This is a genomic window from Variovorax sp. RCC_210 (assembly GCF_041355175.1).
GTDB lineage: Bacteria > Pseudomonadota > Gammaproteobacteria > Burkholderiales > Burkholderiaceae_C > Variovorax.
The window spans coordinates 174,634-192,482 of record NZ_JBFUPJ010000003.1; the positions used below are offsets into that span (position 1 = coordinate 174,634).

Genomic DNA, 17,849 nt, shown 5'->3' on the forward strand with positions numbered 1-17,849 from the left:
ACGCTCTATGGCGCGAGTCCAGCTTAGGACTGGGCCCCGGGCTTGCACAGCGCGTGGCGCGCAACGTGTCCCTGCATGCGGCGCCTGTCGAAACCGTTGCGGCCGTGCTAGGTTCGGGCATGCCGACGGAAGCCGACCTGAACCTGCTGTTTGCGTTGAACGCACTTCTTGCCGAGGGCAGCGTCGCGAAAGCCGCCGAGCGCCTGGGCCTGAGCGAATCGGCGATGAGCCGGGCGCTCGCGCGGTTGCGGGACGCCACCGGCGACGAGCTGCTCGTGCGCGCGGGCCGGGCCATGGTGCTGACGCCGCACGCGCTCGCGCTGCGCGAGCGCGTGGGAGACCTGCTGCAGGCATCTCGCGCGGTGCTCCAGCCCGGCGACGCGCGCGTCGACCCGCGCGCGCTCCAGCAGTTGTTCACGGTACGGGCCAACGACGGCTTCATCGAAGCCTTCGCGCACCGCCTGGTGGCGCGCGCCGCGAGCGACGCGCCCGGCGTTCGCCTGCGCTTCGCGCCCAAGCCCGACAAGGACGTTCGCCCGCTGCGCGAGGGGCTGCTCGACCTGGACATCGGCGTGCTCGGCGAGTCGGGGCCGGAGGTGCGCGTGCAGATGCTCTTTCGCGACCGCTTCGTCGGCGTCGTGCGCCAGGGCCATCCCCTGCTCGACGAGCCCGGCATCAGTGCCGAGCGCTACGCCGCCTGCGACCACGTGGTCACCTCACGCAGTGGCCGCAACGGGGGACCGGTGGACGATGCGCTCGCGGCGATGGGCCTGGTGCGCAACACCGCGGCCGTGGTGCCCAGCTTCGGCACCGCCTTGTCGATCGCGGCGGCGACCGACCTGGTCGCCCTGATACCGTCCTCCTACTTCGAACACCTGCGCTCGCAGGGCACGCTGCGCGCGTTTGCGCTGCCCGTGGCCACGCAGCAGATCACCGTGTCGCAGATGTGGCATCCGCGGCTGGACCGGGATCCCGCGCACCGGTGGCTGCGGGGGCTGGTGCTGGAGGTTTGCCGGCCGCTGAACGAGCAAGCGAGGGCGTGACTTCGTTGCTGGGCAGGTTGTTCACCGTCTTCCTCCTGTAGCCGTTGCATCGACGATGGCGTCGACCACGTCGTAGCCGGCCAGCACCCCGCCCCGGTTCGTCAGCCAGGCAGCTTCGCCGCCAGCAAGTCGATCTTTTCGATGTTCGGCGGCGTGCTGAGCAAGGCCGCGGCGTTCGCCATCAACGCTGCGGCGATGGGCCCGTTCAGGTGAGCCTGGCGACCGGCCTCGTCGGCAAAGGCGTCGAACACGCCGAAGGTCGAGGGGCCGAACTTCAATGCGAACCACGCGGTGGTGCCCGATTCGGCATTGGCGAGCGGCAGCGCGCCGGCCAGGAAATCGGCGACGGCGCTCTCCTGGCCGGGCTTGGCTTCGAGACGGACGAACAGTGCGAACTTGGTCATGGAAATTTCCTTTGAATGGAACGGGTGGACGTTGATGCGAGTCCACAGTGTCGAGGCCGCCCGCCCCAGCTGCGAGTGGCAGGAACGCCAATATTGATACCATTCATGCCATGAGATTGCATGTTCTCGTCCTCGACGGCGTGTTTGACCTGGGCCTTGCAGCGCTGACCGATACGCTGAGCACCGCCAACGAACTGGCCGGCACGCTGGCGCAGGCGCCGCCGCCCATCGCGGTCACGTGCGTGGGCGTGCGGCGCCAGGTGCGCACGGCGCAGGGGCTCACGGTGCCGGTGGTGCCCGTGCACAGCGTGCAGACCCCCGACGTTGTGCTCGTCCCCGCGCTGGGCGTGAAGATGCCCGAGACGCTCGCGGCGCGGCTGGCGCGCGCTGACGTGGCCGATGCGGTCGCCGCGCTACAGCAGTGGTCCGGCAACGGCGCGGTCGCCGGCGCCGCTTGCACCGGAACCTTTCTGCTGGCGGAGAGCGCGTTGCTCGACGGCCACCGCGCCACGACGTCGTGGTGGCTGGCGCCGATGTTCCGGCAGCGCTATCCGCGCGTGGCGCTGGACGAGTCCCGCATGCTCGTGAACTCGGCCTCCTTCACCACCGCGGGCGCCGCCTTGGCCCATATCGACCTTGCGTTGAGCGTGGTGCGCAGCAGCAGCCCCGCGCTGGCCGCGCTCGCGGCGCGCTACCTGCTGGTCGAGGCGCGGGGCTCGCAAGCCGAGTTCGTGATTCCCGATCACCTCGCGCATTCCGACCCCGTGGTCGAGCGCTTCGAGGGCTGGGCCCGGCTGCAGCTGCAGCAAGGTTTCTCGCTCGCCGAGGCGGCCGCTGCGGTGGGCGCCAGCGAACGCACCTTGGCGCGGCGCCTGCACACCGTGCTCGGCAAGACACCGCTGTCTTATTTTCAGGACCTTCGCGTCGAGCGGGCGGTGCAGTTGCTGCGCACCGGCACAGAGAGCGTGGACCAGATCGCCGCGCAGGTCGGCTACTCCGACGGAGTGACCTTGCGCGCCTTGTTGCGACGCAAGCTGGGTCGCGGCGTCAAGGAGCTGCGCGCGCGCACGTGAGCGGTTGCGGGCCACCCGAGCGGTCCGAAGACACCTTTGTCTGCGCACGACCCTCATCGCGAGCAGCGGCCCGCACAATCCGCCAGCGCACCGTGTCGCTCACTTGCCGCCGGTGACATCGAGGAACGCGCCGGTGCTGAAAGAAGCCTCGGCGCTGGCCAGCCACAGGATCGCGCGCGCAACCTCTTCGGGTTGCCCGCCTCTTCCCATGGGAATGGAGTCCTTGACGCGGTCCACCCGCCCCGGCTCGCCGCCGCTGGCGTGCATGTCGGTGTAGATGTGGCCGGGGCGAATGCAGTTGACGCGTATGCCTTCGCGCGCCACCTCCTTGGCGAAGCCCGTCGTGAATGTCTCGACGGCGCCCTTGGACGCGGCGTAGTCGACGTACTCGTTCGGACTGCCGAGCCGCGCCGATGCCGACGAGACATTGATGACGACGCCGCCACGCCCCCCGTGCCGATGCGCCATGCGCTTGATCGCCTGCTGCGCGCAGAGGATAGGGCCGATCGAGTTGACCGCGAAGATGCGCTGCATGCGCGCGAAGTCGAGATCTTCCAGCCGCGATTGCGGCGCGAGCATTGCGGCGTTGTTCACCAGCACATCGATCCGGCCGAAGCGCCGGTCGATGGCGGCGAACAACTGCGCGACCTGCGCGGGATCCGCGTTGTCCGCGCGCACCGCCAGGGCCTGGCGCCCCGCAGCTTCCACATCGGCGACGACCGCGACGGCGGCAGGCTCGTTGCCCACGTAGCTGATCGCCACGTCGTAGCCCTGTGCGGCGGCAAGCCGTGCAGTTGCCGCGCCTACGCCGCGGCTTCCTCCGGTGACCAGAATCAGCGGCGGCTGCGAGACGGTGTCCATGGGTGGCCCTTCATGTGTGGTTGAGTGATCGGTAGAAGCCGGAGGCGGCGCGATGAATTGCGCCCGTGGCCTGCGTTCAGGGCTTGCCGGGGACCAGGTGCGCGCGCAGAGCGATGGCCAGCGGGTAGATGGCCAAGGCGGTCAGCGCCGCGGCCAGGGTGGCGCCTTGCACCCCGATGTGGTCGCCGAGAAAACCGTAGATCACCGGCGCGATCGCGCCCGCGCCGATGGTGCCCGTGTAGAACAGCGCGAACGCTTTCTCGGTGCCCATGCCGGTGTGGTCGGCGGGTGCCAGCTCGGGCACCGTGCCGTAGAGCACTGAAGACGTTCCATTGAGCATGACGCCGAGCAGCGGAAGCAGCACCAGCGCCGGCACGAGCGGGCACAGCATCACCGCGACGATCAGAACCGCGGTGCAGCCTTCGGTGGCCAGCACGGTGCCGATCACGCCCACGCGCGCGCCGAGCCAGCCGCAGGCGAACTTGCCTGCCGCGCCGCCGATGAACACCAGCGCCAGCGCCGTGCCGATGACCGGCGTGGAGGCGCCCTTGGCCGTCAACAGGAACGGCAGGAACATCAGCAAGCCCATGCGCACCGCGGTGTCGAGCACGCCGATGGCGAACAGCAGGTTGAAGCCTGTGCGCGCGTTGTTGCCGGTCGCGCTGGTCCCGCTGGTTTCGCGACGCTTGCGGTCTTGTCCCGATGCCGGTCCTTTCGCCGGTGCGTTGCCGGGCGCAATCGAAGGCATCCACAGCGCAAGGGCTGCCGCCACCACGCAACCCAGCGCCGCAATCACCCACAACGCATGGCGCCATGGCATGAAAGCCACCAGCAGCGAGACGGCCGCCGGCAACGCCGCCTTGCCCAGGTCGCCCGAAAAGTTGTAGATGCCCAAGGCATTGCGCGCACGGCGTGCGTCCAGCCCATAGGCCCTGGACACCGCGCCCGAAGCCAGCGGATGCTGTGTGCTCGAGCCGCTGCCCGACAACGCCAGCGCCAGGCACAGGCCAACCAGGCTGCCCGACGCGCCCGCCGCCGCGTACCCGATGGCCGCCAGCAAGGTGCCCGAGGCCAGCACGGCCTTGTGGCCGAACCGTTGCGCCAGCCACCCCGCGGGAAGCTGCAGGCTGGCCATCGTGCCCCCGTAGATGCCCCGCAACAGGGCCAGCGCGCCGTAGCTCAAGCCGAACTCGGCCTGCCACATCGGCAGCAGCACGTAGATCATGTCGGTGTAGCCGTCGTGCAGCGCATGCGCCACGCACGAGAACCACAGCACGCGCGAGCGCGACCTAGGCGTCGGCTGCCCGGCTTGTTCCGCTTGTGGACGGCTAGAAAGGGTCGACGACGGGCTTCTCGTTGCGCTCATCGCGCGGGGTTCGGTCACGGGCATGGGGCAACTCTAGGTGCGCGCTTCAGGGCCAGCAACAGACCAAAAATCGGGCGGGCCGAGAGATAAAGTCACGCCATGGTCACCAACGACACCCCCACCGCCCCCCGCGACAGGCTCCCGCCGCTCAATGCGCTGCGCAACTTCGAGGCGGTGGCGCGCCGGGGCAGCTTCGCCGCCGCGGCCGCCGACCTGCACGTGACCCACTGGGCGGTGGGCAAGCAGATCAGGCTGCTGGAAGACTGGTTCGGCGTGCCCCTGTTCGAGCGCCAGGCGCGTGGCGTGGTGCTGACCGACGAAGGCGCCGCCTTGCTGCACGACGTGTCCCACGCCTTTGACCGCCTGGCGGCCGGGGCCGGCCGGCTGGGCCATCGCGATGCGGTTCGCCGCGTGTCGGGCATCGTGCGCGTGAACGCGATGCCCAGCTTCGCGCTGTGCTGGCTGCTGCCGCGGCTGTGCGATTTTCAGGCGCGCTACCCCGACATCGACGTGCGCGTGACGACCACATCGCGCAAGCTGCGCTACGTGGGCGATGCCTTCGATGTCGGCGTGCGTTCCGGCAGCGAAGAGGGTGCGGGCGTGGTGTCGCGCCCGCTCATGCCCGACCAGCGCCTGCCCGCCTGCAGCCCCGCGCTGTTGCGCCGCAGCCCGGTGCACAGCGTGGACGACCTGCGCCATCACACGCTGCTGCACTCCACCACCACGCGCACCGCCTGGGCGCAGTGGCTGCAAGGCGCCGGCGCGGCGGACTTGCGGCCGGCCCGGCACGCCGAGTACGACCACACCTACCTGCAGCTTGCCGCGGCCGTCGAAGGGCTGGGCGTGACGCTGGCGTCGCTGCCGCTGATCGAACGGGACCTTGCCGCGGGGCGGCTGGTGTGCCCGATTGCGGCGCCCGCCTGGCGCGCGCTCGACTACACGCTGGTGGTGAACGCGGACCGGGCCGAAGACGGCGCGGTGTCGGCGTTCGAGCGCTGGATCACGGGCATGGCGGGCCAGGCGAGCGGCAGTTCAGACGCGTTTCAGCGCAGCTAGCGCAGCCCATCGACGTGCAGCGCGACCAACCGCTTCGCTTCTCCGGGCCGCGACGCGCTGGCCGACATGCACAAGGTTGCAGCGGCGTCGAGCAAGTCGTCGGAACACGGCCGCAATCAAATCGGCTCGCTGCGGAAAGTGTCTGTACACGGTGATTGCCGTCCACGGCGGTGGCTATCTAAGCGCCCCGAGGCACATACCTGCCTGCGCCCGCCGAGCGACTATCTTCGGCACATCTGGCGCGCACCATGCGTTACCTCATCGAGGTCCATGGCGCCTCGCAGCTGCTCGTGGGCACGGACTGTCCATTCGGCATGGGCATGGAAGATGTTCATGCGCCATCTCGGCCATTCCAGACATCAGCGATGAGGAGCGCCGGGCGATCCTGGGTGGCAACGCGTTGCGGCCGCTCAGCCTCGAGAGCCTGTTCGATCTGGCGCAGGCAAGGAGCGGTTCGTCGGCGTGATGACCACTGCGTGCGCCGGGGCCTGCCAGCCCAAAGTGATGGTGCAACGGCCCGAGCAGGTCGCCGGCAAGAGCCTTGCCGAAGTCACCGCGCATTTCGCCGAGCTGATCGCACGGCTGCCGGCGCCACCCGTCATCGTCGGTCACTCCTTCGGCGGGTTGATTGCGCAGAAGCTGCTGGGCGAGGGCATCGGCCGCGCGGCCGTCGCCATCGATCCGGCGCAGATCAAGGGCGTGTTCCGGCTGCCGCTGGCGCAGTTGCGCGCGGGCTTGCCGGGGCTGGGCAACCCGATGAATGTGGGCAAGGCCATCTCGTTGACGAAGGCGCAGTTCCGCTACGGTTTCGGCAACGCCATCGAGCAGGCGGAGTCCGATGCGCTGTTCGAGAAGTGGTGCATCCCGTCGCCGGTGCGCGGCCTGTTCGAAGTCGCGTTCGCGAACTTCACCGGCAACCAGGCCTCGCAGGTGGCGACCGCGAACGACGGGCGCGGCCCGCTGTTGATGATCTCGGGCACGGCGGACCACACCGTGCCCGACGTGACCACGCAGGCGGCCTTTCGCATGTACCGGCATTCGAAGTCGCTGACCGAGCTGCGGCAGTTCGAAGGCCGCGGCCACTCGCTGACGGTGGACCATGGCTGGCGCGACGTGGCGCAGCTGTGCCTGAACTGGCTCGAGCGGCAGGGCATGGGCGCGGAAGCCGGCGTGAGCCGCATGGTGGCCTGAGCACACTTTCGGCGGCGAAGCCCGGGCGACACCGGTGCCGGTGCGCGCTCAGCGCGCGTGAAAGGGCGACGCGGTGCTAGGCGGCGTGCGAAAACGCCTCAGCTCGGCTTCAGCCCCGCCGCCTTGATCAACCGCCCCCACTTCTGCTTCTCCGTCTCGGCAAAGGCCTTGAGTTCTTCGCGCGACCGCGTCTGCGGCTCGATGCCGAGCTCCATCAGCCTGTCGCGCACATCGGTTCGGGCCAAGGCGCTTTCCAGCGCGGTGGACAGCGCGCGTAGCGTGTCGGGCGGCGTTCCCTTGGGTGCGTAGAACACGGTCCAGCCCACCAGCTCGTAGTCGGCGATGCCCTGTTCCGCCAGGGACTTCACGCCCGGCAGCAACGGGCTCGACCTGCTGGACGTGACGCCCAGCGCCTTCACCTGCCCGTTCTGGATGGCGCCGTGCAGCGAGGCGATGGTGTCCACCATGAACTCGACCTGCGTCCCCATCACGGCCGTCAGCGCCTGCGCGCTGCCCTTGAAGTCGACTGGGTACATGGCGGCGCCGGAGCGCGCCTTGAAGAGTTCATGCGCCATGCGGCAGGTGGTGGTCGACACGGCGACGTTCAGCGCATCGGGCTTGGCGCGCGCGGCGCGCACCAGGTCCTGCATGGTGTTGACGTTGCTGGTGGGCTGCGTCACGTACACCAGCGGCAGGATGCCGACCATGGCGATGGGCTCGAAGTCGGCCTGCGGGTCGTAGCCGGGGTTGGCATAGAGGAACACGTTCGCCGCATGCGTGGCGTTGGTACCGATCATGATCGTGTAGCCGTCGGGCGCCGCGCGCGCCGCCAGCTGCGTGCCGACGTTGCCGCCCGCGCCCGGGCGGTTGTCCACGATGATGGGCTGCTTCAGCTCCTTGCCGAGCTGGTCCGAGATGTAGCGCGCCGCAATGTCGGTGCCCTGGCCGACCGCGTACGGCACGATGAGCCGGACCGGCTTGGTCGGCCAGGCCGGTGCCTGCGCCCGGGCAGGGCCGGCGGCGAAAACGGCGGCGGCCAGCCATGCGGCAAGGGCCAGGATCGACGGGCGCATCGGAGTTCCCCAGTGGTGTCAATATTGGTATGCTAGCAAACCTTCTTGTAGCAAACCAATTGGCGAACCCCGTACATCCCCTATGAACGAGCTTCCTCTTGATGGCATTCGCGTGCTCGACCTGTCGAAGGTGCTGGCCGGCCCGCTGTGCGCGCAGTACCTCGGCGACATGGGCGCGGACGTCGTCAAGGTCGAGGCGCAGGGCGCCGGCGACGAAACGCGCGGCTGGCCGCCGTTTCGCGAAGCGGCCGGCGAGCGCGTGGGCGCTGTGTTCCTGAGCGCCAACCGCAACAAGCGCAGCGTGGCGCTCGACCTGGCCAGCGACGAAGGGCGCGAGGCCGTGCACCGGCTCGCGGCCAAGGCCGACGTGGTCATCGCCAGCTTCGGCCCGGGCGTGGCGCGCAAGCTGGGCGTGGATGCGCAGGCCCTGTTCGCCGCCAACCCGCGCCTGGTGTACTGCGACATCTCGGGCTTCGGCAGCACCGGGCCGATGCGCGAAGGCAAGGGCTACGACGTGATCCTGCAGGCCTTCTGCGGCATGCTGGCCATCACGGGCGAGCAGGAGGGCCCGCCGGTGCGCAGCCCCTTCTCGCCGGTGGACCAGGCCACGGGGCTGCACGCGCTCATCGGCATCCTCACGGCGCTTTTCCGGCGCGAGAGAACCGGTCGAGGCGGCACTGTGGAAGCGTCGCTGTTCGACAGTGCCACGGGGTTCCTCGGCTACTTCCTGCAGAGCTTCTGGGAGCGCGGCACCGAGCCGCAGCGCCCGGGCTCGGGCCACGAGTCGCTGTGCCCCTACCAGGCCTTCGACACGCAGGACGCGCCGCTGATCCTGGGCGTGGCCAACGATGCGCTGTGGCGCCGCTTCTGCGCGATAGCCGATCTGCAGGACGTGGTGGACGACCCGCGTTTTCGGACCAACGCAGACCGCGTGCGCCACCGCACGGAGACGGTCGAGCTGGTGGCCGCGACGATGCGCTCGCGCCCGCGCGATGCATGGCTGAAGGCGCTCGAAGAGGCGGGTATTCCGAGCTCGCCGCTGCACACGCTGGGCGAGCTGTCAGAGCACCCGCACACGCGCGCAAGCGGCATGCGCTTCGACTACGAACACCCGACGCTGGGCGCGCTCAGCGGCATCGCGCAGCCGCTGCGCTTCGATGGCGAACGCATGGCGCTTCGCCGGCCGCCGCCGCTGCACGGCGAGCACAGCGCCGAGGTGTTGCGGGAAATCGGCTACAGCGAAGAAGAGATTGCTCGCTTGCTGGGTGGCGCGAACAAGGAGGCATAGGCGGCACAGGCGGTCGCCATCCTCGGTCGATCAGCGCGCCGGTGTTCAGCGCGCGTTGCCGGCGGGTGCGCCGGGCTTGAGGCTGTCGCGCAACTCGCGCCGCAGCACCTTGCCGGTCGCGGTGCGCGGCAGGCTGTCGATGACGTGGATCTCGTCGGGCTGCTTCATGCGGCCCAGCCGCTGGCCGTTGTGCGCCCGCACGCGCGCGAGCAGCGCGGCCGTGTCGTGCGCCGCATCGCGCGCCGGCACGACGAAAGCCACCGGCCGCTCGCCGAAGCGTTCGTCGGGCACGCCGACCACGCTGCATTCCCACACGCCGGGCACCTCGAGCATCGCGGCCTCGATCTCCTGCGGGTAGATGTTCACGCCGCCGGAAATGATCATGTCGTCCTGCCGGTCGGTAAGAAACAGCCAGCCCTCGTCGTCAACGTGGCCCATGTCGCCGAAGGTCTGCCAGCCCAGCGCATGCGTGCGTGCCAAGGTCTTCTCCGGTGCCTTGTAGTACGCAAAGGGCTTCACGCCCGAGAAGTAGACGATGCCGGTCTGGCCGGCCGGCAGCTCGGCCCCTTCGGCGTCCACGATGTGCAGCACACCCTTGCGCGCGCGGCCGACGGAGCCTGGCTTGGCCAGCGCCTCGCGCGAGTCGATGAGGGTCAGGCCGACGCCTTCGCTGCCCGAGTAGTACTCCAGCAGGATGGGGCCCCACCAGTCGATCATGGCGCGCTTCAGTGCCGCGGGGCAGGGCGCGGCGCCATGCACGGCGATGCGGTGCGCCGGCGCCGAGAAGGCCGCGCGGCGCTCGGCCGGAAGGGCCAGCAGCCGCTGGAACATGGCGGGCACCCACTGGCTGTGCGTGATGCCTTCGTGCGCGATGAGGCGCAGCGCCTCTTCGGCATCGAAGCGCTCCATCACGTACACGGTGCCGCCGCCGGCGGTCACGGCCAGCGCCACGCGCAGCGGCGCCGCGTGGTACAGCGGCGCGGTCGACAGGTAGCGCACGTCGACTCCGCCGACCTGGAAGAGGTCGAGCAAGTCGGCCGCGAACGGCGGTGTGCCGCGCCATTCGGGCGGCAACAGCGGCCGGATCACGCCCTTGGGCGCGCCGGTAGTTCCCGACGTGTACATCATCAACGCGCCCGGTGGTTCGTCGGCGTGCGGCGCCGGCGAGGCGGCTTCCAGCAACGGCTCCAACGCAGCGAAGCCCTCGACATTGCCGCCCAGCGACAGCCAGTGCACGGGCCGAGCGATGGCACCCGGCAGCGTGGCGACCAGCTCGCGCAGCTGCGCATCGACCAGCACCGCCTTCGTGTCGCAGTCTTCCACCAGGTAGCGCAGCTCGGGCGTTGCGAGCGCTGTGGACATGGGCGTCAGGTACAGCCCCGACCGCCAGGCGGCCCAGGCCGCTGCCAGCCCCTCGGGCCGGTTGCTCAGCAGCGTGGCGACATGATCGCCGCGCACCAGCCCGAGCTGGCGGAACACTTCGGCGAAGCGGTTGGCCAGTGCTTCGAGCTCGCCGTAGCTGAGCCGCACGTCGCCGCACACGATGGCGGGCCGCTCGGGCGCGGTGGTGGCGTGCACGCGCAGGTCCAGGGCCGGCGGCGATGTCGGCGTCGGTGTGAAAGAACTCGACACGCTCACTCCTTCTTCAGCAGGCCGAGCCGTGCCAGCGTGGTGCGCTCGGTGGCGACCGTGCGGCGCGCGAAGGCCTCGTACTCGGCGGGGTTCATGGGAATCATCGGCAGCATGAAGCGCGCGTAGACCGACTTCACCATCGGGTCGTCCAGCGATGCGCGAAAGGCGTCGTGCAGCGTGCGCACCACCGAGGCATCGGTGCCGCGCGGCGCGCCGATGCCGAAGGGCGATTCGTTCACGATGTCCACGCCCGATTCGCGCAGCGTCGGCACATCGGGGAACGCCGCGGCGCGCTGGGCGCCCAGCGTGGCCAGCACGCGCAGCTTGCCCGACTGCACATGCGGCGCGAACTCGGTGGTGCCGCTCATCACGGAGATCTGTCCGCCGAGCAGGGCCGCCAGCGCCTCGTTCGAGCCCTTGTAGGGCACGGCGGTGAACTGCACGCCGGTCTTCTGCGCCAGCTCTTCCACCGCGAGGTGCGGCGTGGAGCCGATGCCGGCATGGCCGTAGCTCACCTCGCCCGGGTGCTGGCGCGCGTGGGCGATCAGCTCGGCCAGGCTGCGGAAGGGGCCGTCGGCTTTCACGGCCAGCCCGAACACGAAGCCGCCCAGGCCCGCCACGTAGGCGATGTCGCGCAGCGGATCGAACGCCATCTTCTGCATCAGCGGCATGCGGAAGGTGGCCAGCGGCAAGAGCGCCACCGTGTAGCCATCGGGCCTTGCGGAAGCCAGCGCCAGCCCGCCCAGCGAGCCGCCGGCACCGGCCTTGTTTTCCACCACCACGGCCACGCCGAGGCGCCGGCCGACCGACTCGGCCATCGCGCGGCAGACCACGTCGGTCGAGCCGCCCACCACCGAAGGCGCGATCAGCGTGATCGGCCGCGATGGAAAGCCCTGTGCGCGAACGATGCCCGAGGGCAGGGCCGATGCAAGCGCCATCGCGCCGAGAAGGCTTCTCCTTCTGTTCACGGTGCGGCGCCGCTCAGCCCGCGCTGCGTTGCGCCTTTTCCTGCTCGGCGCGGCCGCGCACGATGCGCTTGGCCTCGGCCCAGTCGTCGGGCGTCATCGCGTTCATCTCGGCGAAGGTGCTTGGCGCGGCCAGGTGGTGGCCGCCGTCGATGGCGATGTTCTGGCCGGTGATGTAGTCGCAGCCGTCGGACTGCAGGAACATCAGCAGGTTGCACAGCTCGTTCATCTTGCCGAAACGGCCCATGGGCACCTTCTCGGACGAGGCCGCGCCCACGTTGGCCTTTGGAATGGGGGCGAGCTTTTCCCAGGCGCTTTCGGTCGGAAAGGGGCCGGGCGCCACCGCGTTCACGCGGATGTTGTGGCGGCCCCATTCCACGGCCAGCGACATCGTCATCGCATGCACGGCCGTCTTGGCCATGACAGAAGGCAGCACGTAGGGCGAGCCGGTCCACACCCAGGTCACGAGCATGCTCACGACCGAGCCGGGCAGGCCTTGCGCGATCCAGCGCCGGCCGCAGGCCAGCGTGGCATACAGCGCGCCGTCCATCACGGTGGAGCGCACCGCCTCGAAGCCGCGCGGGCTGATGTCGATGGAAGGCGAGATGAAGTTGGCCGCGGCGTTGTTCACCAGCCCGGTGAGCGGCCCGCCCTCCCAGATCCTGTCGACCATGGCCTCCATCTGCTCGGCGCTGCGCACGTCGCAGATGTGGTGTTCGATGGTGCCGCCCTGCGCCGCCTGCCCGGCGTGCTCGCGCAGCTCGGCCACAGTCTCCTGCAGCACGCCTTCGCGCCGGCCGCAGATGTGCACCGACGCGCCGTGCGCCACGAAGCTGCGCGCCAGCTCCTTGCCCAGGCCGGTGCCGCCGCCGGTGATGAGAATGCGCTTGCCCGCAAGGGCGTCGTCGCGGATCGGTCCGCTGGCCATGGTCGTCATGGAATCGTTCCTTCGAATGCCGGGCGCGCGCGCCTCAGGCGGGGTTGATGCCGGCAACGCCGTTGTAGCGGTCGCCGCCCTTCTGGTAGCTGGAGAACATCTGGCGCCCGATGATGTGCTTCATCACCTCGATCGAGCCGCCCGCGATCTTCACGATGCGCGCGTCGGCATAGGCCCGCGCGATGGGATATTCCCACATATACCCCCAGCCGCCGAACAGCTGCAGGCACTCGTCGACGATCTTGCAGTGCGTGTTAGACAGCCACATCTTGGCCATGGCGGCGTCCACCGCGTCGAGCTCGCCCTGCATGAAGCTCTCGATGCACTTGTCGGTGAACTGGCGCCCGACCACGGCCTCGGTCTTCAGCTCGGCGAGCTTGAACTGCGTGTTCTGGAAGTCGCCGATGGTCTTGCCGAAGGCCTTGCGGTTGGCGACGTAGTCGACCGTCCACTCCACCACCGTCTCGGCCACCGTGGCCGAGCGAATGGCCTGCGCCAGGCGCTCCTGCGCAAGCTTGGTCATCATCAGCTCGAAGCCGCGGCCTTCTTCGCCCAGCATGGCCGAAGCGGGCACGCGCACCTCGTCGAAGAACAGCTCCGAGGTGTCCTGCCCCTTCATGCCCAGCTTCTGCAGGTTCTTGCCGCGGCGAAAACCCGGCAGGCTGGTGTCGACCAGGAACAGCGTGACGCCCTTGGCGCCGGCGGTGGAGTCGGTCTTGGTGGCCAGCACGATCACGTCGCACAGCTGGCCGTTGGAGATGAACACCTTCTGCCCAGAGATCACGAAGTCGTCGCCGTCGCGAACCGCCTTGGTGCGGATCGCCTTCAGGTCGGAGCCCGCGTGCGGCTCGGTCATGCCCAGCGAGCCGATGGCCTCGCCGCTTACCATCTTCGGAAGCCACTGCTTCTTCTGCGCCTCGCTGCCGAAAGACTTCACGTAGGTGGCCACCAGGTCGCAGTGGATCATGAAGCCGGGCCCGGTGTAGCCCGAGCGCGCCATTTCCTCGAACACCACCACGTCGAACAGGTAGTCGGCACCGGCGCCACCGTATTCCTCGGGCACGGTGCAGCACAGCATGCCGGCCGCGCCGGCCTTGCGCCACAGCTCGCGCGGCACGATGCCCTGGCCCTCCCACGCCGCGTGGTGCGGCGCGATCTCGTTCTCGATGAACTTTCGCACCATGTCGCGGAAGGCATCGTGCTCCTCGCTGAACAGTCCGCGTTTGATCACATTGGTTCCTTCACAAGGCAGTCGTTACGGTCAGTACGACTTGGGCAGGTCCAGCACCTTCTCGGCGATGAACGACAGGATGAGTTGCTCGGTGATGGGCGCGATGCGGGTGATGGTCACCTCGCGCAGCAGCCGCTCGACGTGGTATTCCTTCGCGTAGCCGAAGCCGCCGTGCGTGAGCACCGCCTGCAGGGCCGAGTCGTAGCCCGCGCGCGCGCCCAGGAACTTCGCGCTGTTGGCCTCGGCGCCGCAGGGGCGGTGGTTGTCGTAGAGCCAGGCGCCCTTCATCGTCATGGCCCAGGCGGCTTCCAGCGCCATCCAGCGTTCCGCGAGCGGATGCTGTATGCCCTGGTTCTGGCCGATGGGCCGGCCGAACACCACGCGGTCGCGGGCGTACTGCGTGGCGCGGCGCAAGGCGTCCTGCCCGATGGCGATGGCCTCGGCCGCCACCAGCAGGCGCTCGGGGTTCAGGCTGTGCAGGATGTAGCTGAAGCCCTTGCCTTCCTCGCCCACGCGGTCGGCGTCGGGAATGAACAGCCCGTCGATGAAGATGGCGTTGGAGTCCACCGCCTTGCGGCCCATCTTGGGAATGCGGCGCACCTCGATCTTGCTGCGGTCGAGGTCGGTGTAGAAGATGGTGATGCCGTCGGTGGGGCGCTTGCAGTCTTCGAGCTTCGTCGTGCGTGTGAGCAGCATGATCTTGTTGGCCACCTGCGCGGTCGATGTCCACACCTTCTGGCCGTGCACCACGTAGCCGCCGGGCACCTTCTCTGCGAAGGTCTTGATGGCGGTGGTGTTCAGGCCCGCGTCGGGTTCGGTGAAGCCGAAGCAGCACTGGTCCTTGCCCTCGACCAGCGGCGGCAGCCAGCGCTTGCGCTGCTCCTCGGTGCCGAACACCACGATGGGGTGCGGGCCGAACAGGTTGATGTGCACGGTCGATGCCGCCGCCATCGCGCCGCCATGGCTGGCCACCTCGTACAGCATGATCACGGCCTCGGTCACGCCGAGGCCGGCGCCGCCGTACTCCTGCGGCATCGTGATGCCGAGCCAGCCGGCATCGGCCATCGCGCGATGGAACTCGCGCGGAAATTCGCCGTCGTCGTCGCGTGCCAGCCAGTATTCGTCGTCGAACGACTTCACCACGGCGGCAACGCCGTCGCGGATGGCCGTGTGGTCCTCGGTGATCGAGAAGTCCATCTGCAGGGTCTCCGTTGCTTGTGGGGTGGTGCGCGGCGCGTCAGCCTTCGAGGCCGAGCGTGCGACGCGCCTGTTTCAGGTGGGGCATGTCGAGCATCGCGCCGTCGAGCCCGACGGTGCCCGCGTCGGGTTGCGCCGCAAAGGCCTCGACCACGCGGCGGGCGTGCGCCAGTTCGGCCTCGCTGGGCGAAAAGGCGTCGTTGATGACCGCCACCTGGTCGGGGTGGATCGCGATGCGGCCGCGAAACCCGCGGCGCCGCGCCACCGCGCACGAAGCGGCCAGGCCCGCGGGGTCGCGAAAGTCGGCGTACAGCGTGTCGATGGCCGGCACGCCGGCCGCGGCGGCGGCGCACAGGCACAGCGAGTTCGCCAGCGTGTACAGCGGCGACAGTTGCCCGTCCGCATCGCGGTTCGATATGGCGCCGATGGCCGCCGACAGGTCTTCCGCGCCCCAGGTGATGCCTGCCAGCCGCGGCACCTCGCGGGTGTAGCTGGCCATGGTGAGCATGGCGGGCGCGGTTTCGGTCGCGACCGGCACGATGCGCACGGTGCCGGGCGCCATGCCGGCGCGCGCTTCCAGCGCATCGAGGCAGAAGGCGACGCGGCGAATGTCGTCGGCGCTGTTCGTCTTGGGCAGCATGATGCCGGCCAGGCCGGGCGCGACGGCGGCGGCCAGGTCCTGCATGGCCATGCCCGAATCGAGCGGGTTGATGCGCACGTAGAGCTGCGCGCCGCCTCGTGCCTGCAAAGCCGCGGCATGCTCGGCGATGAACGCCGCCGCCGTGCCGCGCGCCGCCACCTTGTGCGCGGGCGCCACGGCGTCTTCGAGGTCGAGGATCAGCGCGTCGGCCGGGCTCGTCAGGCCCTTGGCGAGCTTGCGTTCGCTGTCGGCCGGCACGAAAAGCATCGAGCGCTGGGGCCTGGCGGCTGCCATCACGCGGCCTCCGGCTTGCGCAGCATCAGGGCCTGGCGTCGCAGCGTGGCCACTTCTTCGTCGCGCTGGTTGAAGCCCTGGTGCAGGAAGGTGACGATGCCAGCGTTGGGCCGCGACTTGCTCGCGCGCACCTCGAGCACCGTGGTGCGCGAGCGCAGCGTGTCGCCCGCGAACACCGGCGCCGGAAAGCGAACGTCTGTCATGCCCAGGTTGGCCACCGTGGTGCCCAGCGTGGTGTCCTGCACCGACAGGCCGATGACCAGGCCGAGCGTGAAGATGCTGTTCATCAGCGGCTTTCCAAACTCGGTACCTTTGGCGTACTCTGCGTCGATGTGGATGGCCGCCGGGTTGCAGGTGGCGTTGCTGAACCACATGTTGTCCGACTCGAGCACGGTGCGCCGTATCTCGTGGTCGAACTGCGCATCGACCACGAATTCCTCGAACCATTTTCCTGCCATCGAGTCGTCTCCTGTCCTGTGTCGTTGAGCGTATGGATGTACATCATACGCATGTGTACTATAGCGGATTTGAACCAGCGGCATACAGCCCGCACCCCCGGAGAAACCCACATGTCCCCAGCGTCCACGCTCGTCAACCGACAGGTTCTTCTTATCTCCAGGCCCCCGGGCATTCCACAGGCGGAACACTTCGAGATCGTCTCGGCTCCGGTGCCCGCGCTGCAGCCCGGCGAGGTGCTGGTGCGCAACCTGTACCTGTCGGTGGAGCCCGCGATGCGCGGCTGGGTGGCGGCGGTGGCGAACTACTCGGAGCCGGTCGCCATCGGCGCGGTGATGCGCTCTTTCGCGGCGGGCCGCGTGGAGGCCTCGCGCGACGCGGCATGGCCCGTCGGCACGAAGGTGACGGGCCTGTTCGGCTGGCAGGACTACGCGGTGGTGCAGGGCACGGCCATCGAGCGGCGCGTGGAAGAAGACGACCTGCCGCTGTCGACCGCGCTGGGCGTGATGGGCATCAACGGGGTCACCGCGCATTACGGCCTGCTCGAGCTGGGCCAGCCCAAGGCCGGCGACACCGTGGTCGTGTCGACCGCCGCCGGCGCCGTGGGCTCCTGCGTCGGGCAGATCGCGAAGCTGCACGGCTGTCGCACGGTCGGCATCGCGGGCGGGCCTGACAAGCGCGCGCTGTGCACAGAGCGCTTCGGCTTCGATGCCGCGGTCGACTACAAGGCACCCGACTTCACCGACCAGCTCGCCAAAGCCTGCGAGGGCGGTGTCGACGTGTACTACGACAACACCGCCGGCGCCATCAGCGACGCGGTGATGGCGCACCTGAACGTCGGCGCGCGCATCGTCATCTGCGGCACGGCATCGGTGGCCAGCTGGAACCCGCCGCCGCAGGGGCCGCGCGTGGAACGCCACATGCTGGTGAAGCGCGCGCGCATGCAGGGCTTCGTGATCTTCGACCACGCCGACCACTACCCCGCCGCGCGGCGCGACCTGGCGCAATGGCTGCGCGAGGGCAAGCTGGTGTACCAGGAAGAGGTGCTCGACGGCATCGAACGCGCGCCCGACGCCATCGCCGGTCTCTACCGCGGCGAGAACCTCGGCAAGCGCCTGATCCGCCTCGCCGGCGGCTGAGCG

Annotated in this window: 17 protein-coding genes; 6 read left to right on the forward strand and 11 right to left on the reverse strand. The window is 69.3% G+C overall.

The window, feature by feature from the left end:
* Positions 1-119: 119 nt before the first annotated feature.
* The gene (locus AB6807_RS12860; protein ID WP_371085181.1) at positions 120-1,043 is read left to right on the forward strand and encodes a LysR family transcriptional regulator; all 924 of its coding nucleotides are present in this window, start codon (positions 120-122) and stop codon (positions 1,041-1,043) included.
* A gap of 101 nt (positions 1,044-1,144) precedes the next feature.
* Here AB6807_RS12860 and AB6807_RS12865 read toward each other — a convergent pair whose 3' ends face one another.
* Positions 1,145-1,447 carry a putative quinol monooxygenase gene (locus tag AB6807_RS12865; RefSeq protein WP_371084858.1) on the reverse strand — a complete coding sequence of 101 codons (303 nt, stop codon included), beginning with the start codon at positions 1,445-1,447 and terminating at the stop codon, positions 1,145-1,147.
* Positions 1,448-1,557: 110 nt separating this feature from the next.
* Between AB6807_RS12865 and AB6807_RS12870 the strand changes: the two genes are divergently transcribed.
* Positions 1,558-2,520, forward strand: a complete 963-nt coding sequence (locus AB6807_RS12870) for a GlxA family transcriptional regulator (RefSeq protein WP_371084859.1) — start codon at positions 1,558-1,560, stop codon at positions 2,518-2,520.
* 99 nt (positions 2,521-2,619) lie between these two features.
* Here AB6807_RS12870 and AB6807_RS12875 read toward each other — a convergent pair whose 3' ends face one another.
* Together AB6807_RS12875 and AB6807_RS12880 are read right to left on the reverse strand one after the other, a co-directional pair.
* Positions 2,620-3,381, reverse strand: coding sequence for an SDR family oxidoreductase (locus AB6807_RS12875; RefSeq protein WP_371084860.1), 762 nt, complete (start codon positions 3,379-3,381; stop codon positions 2,620-2,622).
* A gap of 76 nt (positions 3,382-3,457) precedes the next feature.
* On the reverse strand, positions 3,458-4,747 hold the full coding sequence (locus tag AB6807_RS12880) for an MFS transporter (RefSeq protein ID WP_371085182.1): 1,290 nt from the start codon (positions 4,745-4,747) through the stop codon (positions 3,458-3,460).
* A 99-nt stretch (positions 4,748-4,846) separates the two neighbouring features.
* Here AB6807_RS12880 and gcvA point away from each other — a divergent pair, with 99 nt between their 5' ends.
* Together gcvA and AB6807_RS12890 are read left to right on the forward strand one after the other, a co-directional pair.
* Positions 4,847-5,803: a transcriptional regulator GcvA gene (gcvA, locus tag AB6807_RS12885; protein ID WP_371084861.1), complete on the forward strand. Its 957-nt coding sequence runs from the start codon at positions 4,847-4,849 to the stop codon at positions 5,801-5,803.
* A 465-nt stretch (positions 5,804-6,268) separates the two neighbouring features.
* Positions 6,269-6,994 (forward strand): alpha/beta hydrolase, encoded by a 726-nt coding sequence (locus AB6807_RS12890; RefSeq protein WP_371085183.1) that lies wholly within the window; start codon positions 6,269-6,271, stop codon positions 6,992-6,994.
* Between the two features lie 98 nt (positions 6,995-7,092).
* Here the strand turns inward: AB6807_RS12890 and AB6807_RS12895 are convergent, their stop codons facing one another.
* Positions 7,093-8,067, reverse strand: a complete 975-nt coding sequence (locus AB6807_RS12895) for a Bug family tripartite tricarboxylate transporter substrate binding protein (protein WP_371084862.1) — start codon at positions 8,065-8,067, stop codon at positions 7,093-7,095.
* 82 nt (positions 8,068-8,149) lie between these two features.
* On the opposite strand from AB6807_RS12895, the gene AB6807_RS12900 reads away from it, so the two are divergent.
* A complete protein-coding gene (locus AB6807_RS12900) occupies positions 8,150-9,355 on the forward strand; it encodes a CaiB/BaiF CoA transferase family protein (RefSeq protein ID WP_371084863.1) in 1,206 nt (401 codons plus the stop codon).
* A gap of 45 nt (positions 9,356-9,400) precedes the next feature.
* Here AB6807_RS12900 and AB6807_RS12905 read toward each other — a convergent pair whose 3' ends face one another.
* The 7 genes from AB6807_RS12905 to AB6807_RS12935 are packed head-to-tail and all read right to left on the reverse strand — an operon-like array spanning position 9,401 to position 16,709.
* Positions 9,401-10,987: an AMP-binding protein gene (locus AB6807_RS12905; RefSeq protein WP_371084864.1), complete on the reverse strand. Its 1,587-nt coding sequence runs from the start codon at positions 10,985-10,987 to the stop codon at positions 9,401-9,403.
* Between the two features lie 2 nt (positions 10,988-10,989).
* Entirely contained in the window at positions 10,990-11,925 is a 936-nt protein-coding gene (locus AB6807_RS12910) for a tripartite tricarboxylate transporter substrate binding protein (RefSeq protein WP_371084865.1), read from the reverse strand.
* Positions 11,926-11,968: 43 nt separating this feature from the next.
* Positions 11,969-12,889, reverse strand: a complete 921-nt coding sequence (locus AB6807_RS12915; protein WP_371084866.1) for an SDR family oxidoreductase — start codon at positions 12,887-12,889, stop codon at positions 11,969-11,971.
* A 34-nt stretch (positions 12,890-12,923) separates the two neighbouring features.
* Positions 12,924-14,120, reverse strand: coding sequence for an acyl-CoA dehydrogenase family protein (locus AB6807_RS12920; protein WP_371084867.1), 1,197 nt, complete (start codon positions 14,118-14,120; stop codon positions 12,924-12,926).
* 30 nt (positions 14,121-14,150) lie between these two features.
* Positions 14,151-15,317, reverse strand: a complete 1,167-nt coding sequence (locus AB6807_RS12925) for an acyl-CoA dehydrogenase family protein (protein ID WP_371084868.1) — start codon at positions 15,315-15,317, stop codon at positions 14,151-14,153.
* Between the two features lie 40 nt (positions 15,318-15,357).
* On the reverse strand, positions 15,358-16,251 hold the full coding sequence (locus AB6807_RS12930; RefSeq protein ID WP_371084869.1) for a CoA ester lyase: 894 nt from the start codon (positions 16,249-16,251) through the stop codon (positions 15,358-15,360).
* The gene (locus tag AB6807_RS12935; RefSeq protein ID WP_371084870.1) at positions 16,251-16,709 is read right to left on the reverse strand and encodes a MaoC family dehydratase; all 459 of its coding nucleotides are present in this window, start codon (positions 16,707-16,709) and stop codon (positions 16,251-16,253) included. The genes AB6807_RS12930 and AB6807_RS12935 overlap by 1 nt, the downstream gene beginning before the upstream one ends.
* A gap of 111 nt (positions 16,710-16,820) precedes the next feature.
* On the opposite strand from AB6807_RS12935, the gene AB6807_RS12940 reads away from it, so the two are divergent.
* Positions 16,821-17,846 carry an NADP-dependent oxidoreductase gene (locus tag AB6807_RS12940; protein ID WP_371084871.1) on the forward strand — a complete coding sequence of 342 codons (1,026 nt, stop codon included), beginning with the start codon at positions 16,821-16,823 and terminating at the stop codon, positions 17,844-17,846.
* Positions 17,847-17,849: the final 3 nt, after the last annotated feature.

Bases quoted from the DNA above. Each gene is read 5' to 3' on its own strand.
- AB6807_RS12860 (WP_371085181.1), top strand. From the start codon at position 120: ATGCCGACGGAAGCCGACCTGAACCTGCTGTTTGCGTTGAACGCACTT.
- AB6807_RS12865 (WP_371084858.1), bottom strand. From the start codon at position 1,447: ATGACCAAGTTCGCACTGTTCGTCCGTCTCGAAGCCAAGCCCGGCCAG.
- AB6807_RS12870 (WP_371084859.1), top strand. From the start codon at position 1,558: ATGAGATTGCATGTTCTCGTCCTCGACGGCGTGTTTGACCTGGGCCTT.
- AB6807_RS12875 (WP_371084860.1), bottom strand. From the start codon at position 3,381: ATGGACACCGTCTCGCAGCCGCCGCTGATTCTGGTCACCGGAGGAAGC.
- AB6807_RS12880 (WP_371085182.1), bottom strand. From the start codon at position 4,747: ATGAGCGCAACGAGAAGCCCGTCGTCGACCCTTTCTAGCCGTCCACAA.
- gcvA (WP_371084861.1), top strand. From the start codon at position 4,847: ATGGTCACCAACGACACCCCCACCGCCCCCCGCGACAGGCTCCCGCCG.
- AB6807_RS12890 (WP_371085183.1), top strand. From the start codon at position 6,269: ATGACCACTGCGTGCGCCGGGGCCTGCCAGCCCAAAGTGATGGTGCAA.
- AB6807_RS12895 (WP_371084862.1), bottom strand. From the start codon at position 8,067: ATGCGCCCGTCGATCCTGGCCCTTGCCGCATGGCTGGCCGCCGCCGTT.
- AB6807_RS12900 (WP_371084863.1), top strand. From the start codon at position 8,150: ATGAACGAGCTTCCTCTTGATGGCATTCGCGTGCTCGACCTGTCGAAG.
- AB6807_RS12910 (WP_371084865.1), bottom strand. From the start codon at position 11,925: ATGGCGCTTGCATCGGCCCTGCCCTCGGGCATCGTTCGCGCACAGGGC.
- AB6807_RS12915 (WP_371084866.1), bottom strand. From the start codon at position 12,889: ATGACGACCATGGCCAGCGGACCGATCCGCGACGACGCCCTTGCGGGC.
- AB6807_RS12925 (WP_371084868.1), bottom strand. From the start codon at position 15,317: ATGGACTTCTCGATCACCGAGGACCACACGGCCATCCGCGACGGCGTT.
- AB6807_RS12930 (WP_371084869.1), bottom strand. From the start codon at position 16,251: ATGGCAGCCGCCAGGCCCCAGCGCTCGATGCTTTTCGTGCCGGCCGAC.
- AB6807_RS12935 (WP_371084870.1), bottom strand. From the start codon at position 16,709: ATGGCAGGAAAATGGTTCGAGGAATTCGTGGTCGATGCGCAGTTCGAC.
- AB6807_RS12940 (WP_371084871.1), top strand. From the start codon at position 16,821: ATGTCCCCAGCGTCCACGCTCGTCAACCGACAGGTTCTTCTTATCTCC.